General features: G+C 56.7%; 6 protein-coding genes, 1 tRNA gene and 2 pseudogenes. 4 read left to right on the forward strand and 5 right to left on the reverse strand.

The genetic code is table 11. The annotated features are described in order from the left end of the window. Positions 1 to 137: 137 nt before the first annotated feature. Positions 138 to 1,355 (forward strand): annotated as a pseudogene (locus tag QP908_RS11395) (IS3 family transposase). 45 nt (positions 1,356 to 1,400) lie between these two features. Here the strand turns inward: QP908_RS11395 and QP908_RS11400 are convergent. The 4 genes and pseudogenes from QP908_RS11400 to aceE all read right to left on the reverse strand — a co-directional run. Beyond that, a pseudogene (locus tag QP908_RS11400) lies at positions 1,401 to 1,799 on the reverse strand (transposase); the annotation flags it as partial. Positions 1,800 to 2,044: 245 nt separating this feature from the next. Beyond that, positions 2,045 to 2,833: an HAD-IIA family hydrolase gene (locus tag QP908_RS11405; protein WP_239269712.1), complete on the reverse strand. Its 789-nt coding sequence runs from the start codon at positions 2,831 to 2,833 to the stop codon at positions 2,045 to 2,047. Beyond that, on the reverse strand, positions 2,830 to 3,129 hold the full coding sequence (locus QP908_RS11410) for an acyl carrier protein (RefSeq protein ID WP_239269713.1): 300 nt from the start codon (positions 3,127 to 3,129) through the stop codon (positions 2,830 to 2,832). Before QP908_RS11410 ends, QP908_RS11405 begins: the two co-directional genes overlap by 4 nt. Before the next feature lie 153 nt (positions 3,130 to 3,282). After that, the gene (gene aceE / locus QP908_RS11415) at positions 3,283 to 6,027 is read right to left on the reverse strand and encodes a pyruvate dehydrogenase (acetyl-transferring), homodimeric type (RefSeq protein ID WP_284772323.1); all 2,745 of its coding nucleotides are present in this window, start codon (positions 6,025 to 6,027) and stop codon (positions 3,283 to 3,285) included. A 358-nt stretch (positions 6,028 to 6,385) separates the two neighbouring features. Here aceE and QP908_RS11420 point away from each other — a divergent pair, with 358 nt between their 5' ends. Both QP908_RS11420 and QP908_RS11425 read left to right on the forward strand, forming a co-directional pair. After that, positions 6,386 to 6,784: a DUF3052 domain-containing protein gene (locus QP908_RS11420; RefSeq protein WP_023023218.1), complete on the forward strand. Its 399-nt coding sequence runs from the start codon at positions 6,386 to 6,388 to the stop codon at positions 6,782 to 6,784. A 67-nt stretch (positions 6,785 to 6,851) separates the two neighbouring features. Beyond that, positions 6,852 to 6,927 (forward strand) — tRNA-Val (locus QP908_RS11425). Positions 6,928 to 7,072: 145 nt separating this feature from the next. Here QP908_RS11425 and QP908_RS11430 read toward each other — a convergent pair. Continuing rightward, complete coding sequence (locus QP908_RS11430) at positions 7,073 to 7,669, reverse strand: TetR/AcrR family transcriptional regulator (RefSeq protein ID WP_284772324.1); 597 nt, start codon at positions 7,667 to 7,669, stop codon at positions 7,073 to 7,075. A 77-nt stretch (positions 7,670 to 7,746) separates the two neighbouring features. Between QP908_RS11430 and QP908_RS11435 the strand changes: the two genes are divergently transcribed. Then, a complete protein-coding gene (locus tag QP908_RS11435) occupies positions 7,747 to 8,034 on the forward strand; it encodes a hypothetical protein (protein ID WP_284772325.1) in 288 nt (95 codons plus the stop codon). Positions 8,035 to 8,092 lie beyond the last annotated feature (58 nt).

Here is an 8,092-nt window from a genome sequence, read left to right on the forward strand (position 1 = left end):
TTCGTCAGAATCTTCCCAGATGTCATGAATTTTCCTGTCTAACTGGTCGAGGAATCTCTGACGCTGATTTTCACCACTGAGGTTACCCTCGTTTAGTGGACACCCGATTAGTGCGGATTTTGTGTCCGTAAGAGAGGATGTTCATTGTGAGTCAACAACGTCAGAAATACACGCCGGAGTACCGGCGTGAAGCCGCGAACCTGGTAATCGAGTCAGAACGCCCGATTGCTCATGTGGCTAAGGAGATTGGTGTCGCACCTGGCCTTTTAGGTCGGTGGGTGAAAAATGAGCGTCAACGCCGAGGATCCTCCGATGGGCTAAGTGAGGCGGATCTTCGTGCTGAGAACGCTCGTCTGCGTCGTGAGCTGGCAGAAGCCAAGATGGATAACGAGTTTTTGTCAAAAGCGACAGCCTTCTTCGCCGCACAGCAACGCGATCAGAAAAGTTCGAATTGATGCAGCAGGAGAAGGCGAATTTCAGTATCAAGCGCATGGCGCGCTTGTTGAAGGTGTCTCGGTCTGGATATTACAAATGGGCCCATATACAGCAGCAACGCTTAACCGGTAAGGATGATCGGACATCTTTTTACGATGATGTTGATCGCAAGATTCATCAGATCTGGAAAGACTCCGACGAGGTCTATGGTGCCCCGCGGATCACCGCAGAACTCGCCGAGCGCTACCAGATCAGTGTAAATCGTAAGACTGTGGCCAAGCGGATGCGTCTGATGGGCATTGAAGGGATTTCACCGCGTGCTTTTGTGCCCGTGACAACGATTCAATCTAAACGTAAGTCAAGTCTTCCTGACCTGGTCAAGCGCATGTTTGATGCTGGTGAGCTTAACCGGGTGTGGATGTCAGATATTACTTACCTGCGCACCGGCGAGGGCTGGTTGTACTTATGTGCGGTCCGCGATGGTCATTCCCGCAGGGTACTGGGCTGGGCTATGGATAGCGTGCAAGATACTTCCCTGGTCGAAAGGGCCCTACGGATGGCGCATACACTTCCGCGGTGACGTTCCTGACGGGCTGGTGTTTCACGCCGACCGTGGGACGCAATTTACCAGCGAGAAGCTCTGGGAGGTGTGCCGCAACCTGGGCATTGCTCAATCTGTAGGGCGTACCGGGGTGTGCTTCGATAACGCGATGGCCGAGTCGTTCTGGTCGACGCTGAAAACCGAGTTCTACGACCGGAAGCGCTGGCCAACCCGCGATGCTGCCCGCAAGGCCGTTGCCTACTGGATTGAAGTCGTCTACAACCGTCGACGCCGGCATTCCGCTCTCGGGATGGTCAGCCCCGTCGACTTCGAAAACCACACCAGCCTAACCACCAGCAGAAAAGAAATCGCTGCCTAACCACTAGGTAGCTCCACTACGTGTCCACGATTTGCGGGCAACCCCAGACTTACGCGGTCGTTTACGTGCATTGATGTCAGCGACGCCAGCCTCGTGCAACCATTGTGCGATTAAAGCTCGTGACGGTGGTTGGTCGTAGCCGAGTTCGTCGATGAAGAAGTAGAAGATTGACCATGGGCCGCAGTCTTGGCCGCGGGCTTGTAACGTACCGCGAGCTTGCAGGACCTGTTGTCGAATCTTGTCATCGTAGACCCGTCGCGGGTTCAGCGGTGCCGTGCTGTCCGGCACGATGCCAGCCCGCCCGCGTTCGGCGATACGTGCTTTGATGTTGTAGTACGTCTGCTTCGATACGCCGATGTTCTTGCAGAACTGCTGGACCGTGATGCCCTCACGGATGGGGTCGAAATCCGCTATCTTCTTGCGGAGAGTAATGGGAATTGCCATCCCCACATTGTCAAGAAGCCAGAGTCCAAAAAGTCGTTAGACATCCTGTCCATAAACTTCCTGGACTCCGCGTCAAAAACTAACTGGACTCCGAGTCCAAAAAGTCAATGGACTCCGAGTCCAAAAAGTCACTAGACATCACAGTTCTAGCTAAAACGTACGAGTTAGTTGGCTCGAATGGAATCGGCTCGAGCGAATCCACATGTGCCCCGCCGCACGACTTAGGTAGCGCGGCGGGGCATCGCTTAAGATTCCTCGTCGGCGAAGGGATCCATGATCTTATCGGGAATATCTGCAACCGACTTAAACACGGCGGTTGGGCGGTAAGGATAGCGGGAGATTTCGCGGTCATCGGAAATGCCGGAGCGCACCAAAATGGAGCGCATACCTGCTTCTAAGCCCGCCTTCACATCGGTATCCATGCGGTCACCAATCATGATGGTGTTCTCAGAGTGCGCGCCTATGTGGTTGAGCGCTGAGCGCATCATGACAGGATTAGGCTTTCCCACGTAGTAGGGCTCGCGGTGGGTAGCGGCGGTGATCAATGCGGCCACCGCGCCGGTTGCTGGGAGCACGCCCTCGGGAGCAGGACCCGTAACGTCTGGGTTCGTGGCGATGAAGCGGGCGCCATTACGGATGAGGTTGATAGCGGTGGTAATCGCCTCAAAGGAGTAGGTGCGGGTTTCACCAAGGACCACAAAATCGGCGTCATCGTTGGTGAGGATCCAACCGGCCTCGTGCAGCGCAGTAGTCAGACCGGACTCTCCCACGACGTAGGCCTTGCTGGAGCTGGCCTGGGTGGCCAAGAAGTTTGCCGTCGCAGTGGCGGAGGTCCAGATACGCTCGGCCGGAATATCAAGTCCGGTATTGCGTAGCCGTGCCGCCAAGTCGCGCGGGGTGGACATGGAATTATTGGTGAGCACCATGTACTCAATGTCGTTATCTTTCAGCGTTTGAATGAATTTATCAGCGCCGGGGATCATTTCCCCTTCCTTGATGAGTACGCCGTCCATATCGGATAGGTAAGAAATCATTGGTGGTCCTCCAAATAGTCAGCGATATCGCCGATGGTCTCGCAGTTAAGCATTGTTTCCTCAGTAAGCCGTACCTTAAAGAGCTCTTCGGCACGCACGGTGAGCTCTATAAGCTCGAGGGATTCCACGCCGACATCGGAAAGCGCGGTGTCCCTGCCAAGTTCGGCCTCGGTTCCGGTGACTTTGACGATGAGGGCGATGAGCTCGCTCAACGTATCACGAGCCTGGTTTTGGTTCTTATCCGGAGCAGAACCCTGAAACTTTGCCTGCAATTGGGCACTGAGGTCATTTGCCATAGTGACCAGTGTAGTAGCGATTGGTGCGTGACATAGGAGAAATAGGCTCACGCGGTACTGGTTAGGGGGATTGGGTGAAAAATAATTCAGGCGCTTCCAGCATTAAGCCGGAAGCGCCTGAGCTACATCTCCATGGCGGAGGTGCGGGCGATATTACTCGCCGCTATTAGGTGCAGTTGGATCATCCAACTGCAGCTCGGAGGCCGCCTTTTCTACGACGGAGCGCTCAATCTTGCCGTCGCGGGCAAGGCCATCGAGCACGGCGACGACGATGGATTCCGCGTCGTTGTTGAAGAAGCGGCGGGCACCCTCGCGCGTATCGGAGAAGCCGAAGCCGTCTGTGCCCAAGGTGATGTAGGTACCTGGGACGTAGGGGCGAATCTGCTCCTGCAACTCGGTGGTGAAATCCGAGACACCAACAAATGGGCCCTCGAAGTCCTTGAGCTGGGAGGTAGCAAATGCCTCGGTGGGCTCTTCGCCTTTGCGCAGCGCTTCCTTATTGCGGCGGGCACCGTCACGGGCCAGCTCGTTCCAAGAGGTCACGGAGAACAGCGAAGCCTTGACATCGTAATCCTCAGCCAGCATCTTCTGTGCGCGAAGAGCTTCGTGCACGCCAACCCCCGATGCCAGGATATTGGCCGGGGTGGAGCCATTCTCGGCGGTATTGAAGTGGTAGATACCCTTGTGCAGGCCTTCCACGTCCAAGTTCTCCGGCTCGGCCGGCTGGTGGACCGGCTCGTTGTACACGGTGAGGTAGTACATGACCGGCTCGTTGTCCTCGCCGTACATGCGCTCGATACCGCGCGCTACCAGGTGTGCGACCTCGAAGCCGAAGGCTGGGTCATAAGAAATGACCGCTGGGTTGGTGGCTGCCAGGACAGGGGAGTGGCCGTCCATGTGCTGCAGTCCCTCACCGGTCAGGGTGGTGCGGCCGGCGGTAGCACCGATGATAAAACCGCGGCCCATTTGGTCGCCGGCGGCCCAGAAGGCATCGCCAGTGCGCTGGAAGCCGAACATCGAGTAGAAGATGTACAGCGGGATCATGGCCTCACCCTGGGTGGCATAGGAGGTAGCTGCGGCGGTAAAGGATGCCGCAGCACCGGCCTCAGAAATGCCCTCGTGCAGGATCTGGCCATCGGTGGCCTCGCGGTAGGACAACATCAGATCGTGGTCCACCGGCACATAGTTCTGGCCGCGGGGGTTCCAGATCTTCATGGTGGGGAACCAGGAGTCCATACCGAAGGTGCGGGCCTCATCCGGGATGATGGGGACGACGCGCTTGCCCAGTTCCTTATTGCGCATGACTTCCTTGAAGGTGCGCACCAAGGCCATGGTGGTAGCGACTTCCTGCTTTCCGGAGCCCTTGCGTACGGAGCGCAGCTTGTCCAAGGCAGGTGCTTCCAGCGGGGTGAAGTCCGTGCGGCGCTCTGGCAGGAAGCCGCCAAGCTCTTTACGGCGCTCCAACATGTACTTGATCTCCGGGGAATCCTTACCCGGGTGGTAGTACGGCGGCAGGTAAGGATCCTTTTCCAGCTCTTCATCAGTGAAGGGGATCTCTTGCTTATCGCGGAAGTTCTTGAGATCCTCCAGCGTCAGCTTCTTCATCTGGTGGGTAGCATTGCGGCCCTCGAAGTTGTGGCCCAAGCCGTAGCCCTTAATGGTGTGGGCCAAGATGACGGTCGGCTTGCCGGAGCCCTTGTTCTCCAAGGCGCGGGCATACGCTGCGTAGACCTTTCGGTAGTCGTGGCCGCCGCGGCGCAGTGCCCAAATTTCGTCATCGGAGACGTCTTCTACCAGCTTTGCGGTGCGCTCATCGCGGCCGAAGAAGTGCTCGCGCACATAAGCGCCGTCATTGGCCTTGAAGGTCTGGTAGTCACCATCAGAGGTGGTGTTCATGACGTTGACGAGGGCACCTTCGGTGTCCTTTTCCAGCAGCTTGTCCCAGCCGCGGCCCCAAATGACCTTGATGACATCCCAGCCGGCGCCACGGAAGAAGGACTCCAGCTCCTGGATGATCTGGGTATTACCACGTACGGGGCCGTCGAGGCGCTGCAGGTTGCAGTTAACCACGAAGGTGAGGTTATCCAGCTCGTACAGAGCAGCGGTTTGCAGCAGGCCGCGGGATTCTGGCTCGTCCATTTCGCCATCGCCCAAGAAGGCCCAAACGTGCTGCTTGGAGGTGTCCTTGATGCCGCGGGTTTCCAAGTACTTATTAAAGCGTGCCTGGTAAATGGCGTTAATTGGACCAAGACCCATGGACACGGTGGGAAACTCCCAGAACCATGGCATCAGGCGCGGGTGCGGATAGGAGGGCAGACCCTTGCCTTCGCCAAGGGAGACTTCCTGGCGGAAGCCATCGAGGTCTTCCTCAGAGAGGCGGCCTTCCATGTAGGCGCGGGCGTACATGCCCGGGGAGGCGTGGCCTTGGAAGAAGACCTGGTCGCCGCCTGAAGGATCGTCCTTACCCTTGAAGAAGTGGTTGAGGCCGACTTCGTACAGCGGGGCCGCACCCGCATAGGTGGAGATGTGGCCACCAACGCCGATGCCGGGGCGCTGCGCACGGTGCACCATGATGGCAGCGTTCCAGCGGATCCAACGGCGGTAGCGCTTTTCTAGTTCTTCATCGCCAGGAAATTCCGGCTCCATGTTGGTGGGGATGGTGTTGACGAAGTCCGTCGACGTCAACGAGGGGAGCTCCACGCGCTTGGCGGTGGCGCGCTCTAGAAGGCGCAGCATCAGGTAACGTGCGCGTTCTTGGTCAGAATGGTCCAGCAGACCATCGAGGGAATCCATCCACTCGCGAGTTTCTTCTGGGTCGCTGTCGTGAAGGTACGATGCAACACCATCGCGGATAAGCGGGAAGTTGGAATCGCCCTTGGCAGGGTCCTTCTCGGCCATGTAAACCTCCTAATTAAGGGTCTGCAGAGTTTATCTCCTACGATACGCGTTCCCAGATCGCGAGTGGGAGTCTAGGCCGTCTAAAACGCGGCGCTTTCCGATGCACCCCCTACCACCTGCGGTTTGCTGCCCCAACCCCGCGTGCAAACGTGGGTAGTAGGCCCCTAAACGGCGCTAGTTGTCCCACAAAACAGACGCCGGTGTGAGCAGAAAAGGGCCTGCAAATTGGGGGAAAGGGGTGCTATAGCAAGTAAAAGACGCCCTGGGACGTTAAACTACATGTAATAACACACGTCCTCCCTGCCAAGCACGGGCTGGGCGTGAGCAAGAATTCACCGAATGAGGAAGGAAATGCATAGTGGCTGACGCTGCAGTCAAGCTCGGAATCAAGGAAGGGCAAATCGCTCTAGAGCTTGGTTGGGACGAGGATTGTGACACCACAATCTCTGAATCTATCGAAGCCGTACTCGGTGAGGATTTCCTCGAAGAGGAAAATGATGAGCTGTGCGATGTAGTCCTTCTTTGGTGGCGCGAGGAAGACGGTGACCTCGTGGACGGCCTGGTGGATGCCAGCCGTCCCCTCGCGGATAACGGATCCGTGTGGTTGCTGACCCCAGGCGCTGGCAAGCCCGGCACCGTGGAGCCTGGTCTCATTTCTGAATCCGCACAGCTGGCCGGCTTGGTGCAGACCAAAGCTGAGCGATTTGGCGAGTGGCAGGGTTCCTGCCTGGTACCGCGCGGATACACCAAAAAATAGCCCTCACCAGCTGATTTGTGTAGCTTCACAATCCTGCGCTACTGTACATAACAGCGCAAGGGCGCATGCGGCTTTAGCTCAGCTGGAAGAGCAATTGGTTTACACCCAATAGGTCGGGGGTTCGATCCCCTCAGGCCGCACCATTTTTCAAGTCTCGAGACATCGTTCCTAGAACGGTGGCTCGAGACTTTTTCGTTGTGTGGGGATTCATGGATGGGGGAAGGCTGCAGCCTAAACGGCAAAATGTGTTGTTTCCGGTGTGCAGCCTCGATGAATGGGCTTTCAGGGTCAAATGTCGGCCTCGGCTTGTGCCTCCAGCCCATCAAGCATGAGGTCTATGAGCCGTGGAGTAAGTGCGTCAGGGGCGAGTGAGGGCTTGGGCTCTATCGGGATGGGGCGGGTGATTATCCCAAGGCCCATGTGAAAATCCAGCGCATTGAGGCTTTCCGGGCATAGGTGTGCCTTTTTAGCGGGGATTAGCAGTTTGTCGTAAATGCCGGTTAATTCCTGGGCGCGCTTATCAATGATCCGGTCCTTTTGTTTCCGGGTTTCCGGATCGCGCATGGCATCTTCATATATTGCTTGGGCAAGGGTTGCTAGCTGCAAAGTTCCTATGGAATGGACGGTGGTGCGCCACGCGGTACGTGCATCGCTAGCAAATTCCCCACTGTGGGCTTCGATGATTGCGGCGATATCGGCCGATGCTTGCGCGCTTACTGTATCGAGGAGTTCGATGCGCTCGGGGAAGTACCGGGTGGCCGTGGCCACACCCACTGAAGCGGCTTTCGCAATGGTCCGCATGGAAATACCAGGCCCCTCAGTGGTGAGTAGTTGCCTGGTGGCGGTGACTATCGCCGCACGATTATTGGCTGCATCTTGTCTCATGGTTGACATCTTAACAAATGGAACACTATGTTTTATTTAAGTAACTGAAATACACTGTTCCAGATAAGGGGATTGTCATGAGTTCTACTGCGACTCGCAGGCGGCAAAACACGACCGTAAAAATCGTTGCCGCCGTGATTGGGGTACCAGTCATTATCGGGCTAATGCTATTTGCGTTCCTTGCTCCCAACTTTTCTTCCGGACCGCAAGGCGTGCCCATTGCTGTGGCCGGGCCCGAGCAGATGGTTAAGCACATGACCGATAAAGCAGGCGAGGGCGGACCCGATTTAAGGGTTTATGAATCCGATGCCGATGTGCGCGATGCGATTGAAAACCGAGACGTCGTTGAGGTTACCCTCGTTTAGTGGACACCCGATTAGTGCGGATCTTGTGTCCGTAGGAGAGGATGTTCATTGTGAGTTC

It is taken from the genome of Corynebacterium sp. MSK204, assembly GCF_030229885.1.
In the GTDB taxonomy this organism is placed as follows: domain Bacteria; phylum Actinomycetota; class Actinomycetes; order Mycobacteriales; family Mycobacteriaceae; genus Corynebacterium.

What these genes read in the sequence shown, in the direction of transcription:
- QP908_RS11405 (WP_239269712.1), bottom strand. Translation starts at nt 2,833, where the DNA reads ATGATTTCTTACCTATCCGATATGGACGGCGTACTCATCAAGGAAGGG.
- QP908_RS11410 (WP_239269713.1), bottom strand. Translation starts at nt 3,129, where the DNA reads ATGGCAAATGACCTCAGTGCCCAATTGCAGGCAAAGTTTCAGGGTTCT.
- aceE (WP_284772323.1), bottom strand. Translation starts at nt 6,027, where the DNA reads ATGGCCGAGAAGGACCCTGCCAAGGGCGATTCCAACTTCCCGCTTATC.
- QP908_RS11430 (WP_284772324.1), bottom strand. Translation starts at nt 7,669, where the DNA reads ATGAGACAAGATGCAGCCAATAATCGTGCGGCGATAGTCACCGCCACC.
- QP908_RS11435 (WP_284772325.1), top strand. Translation starts at nt 7,747, where the DNA reads ATGAGTTCTACTGCGACTCGCAGGCGGCAAAACACGACCGTAAAAATC.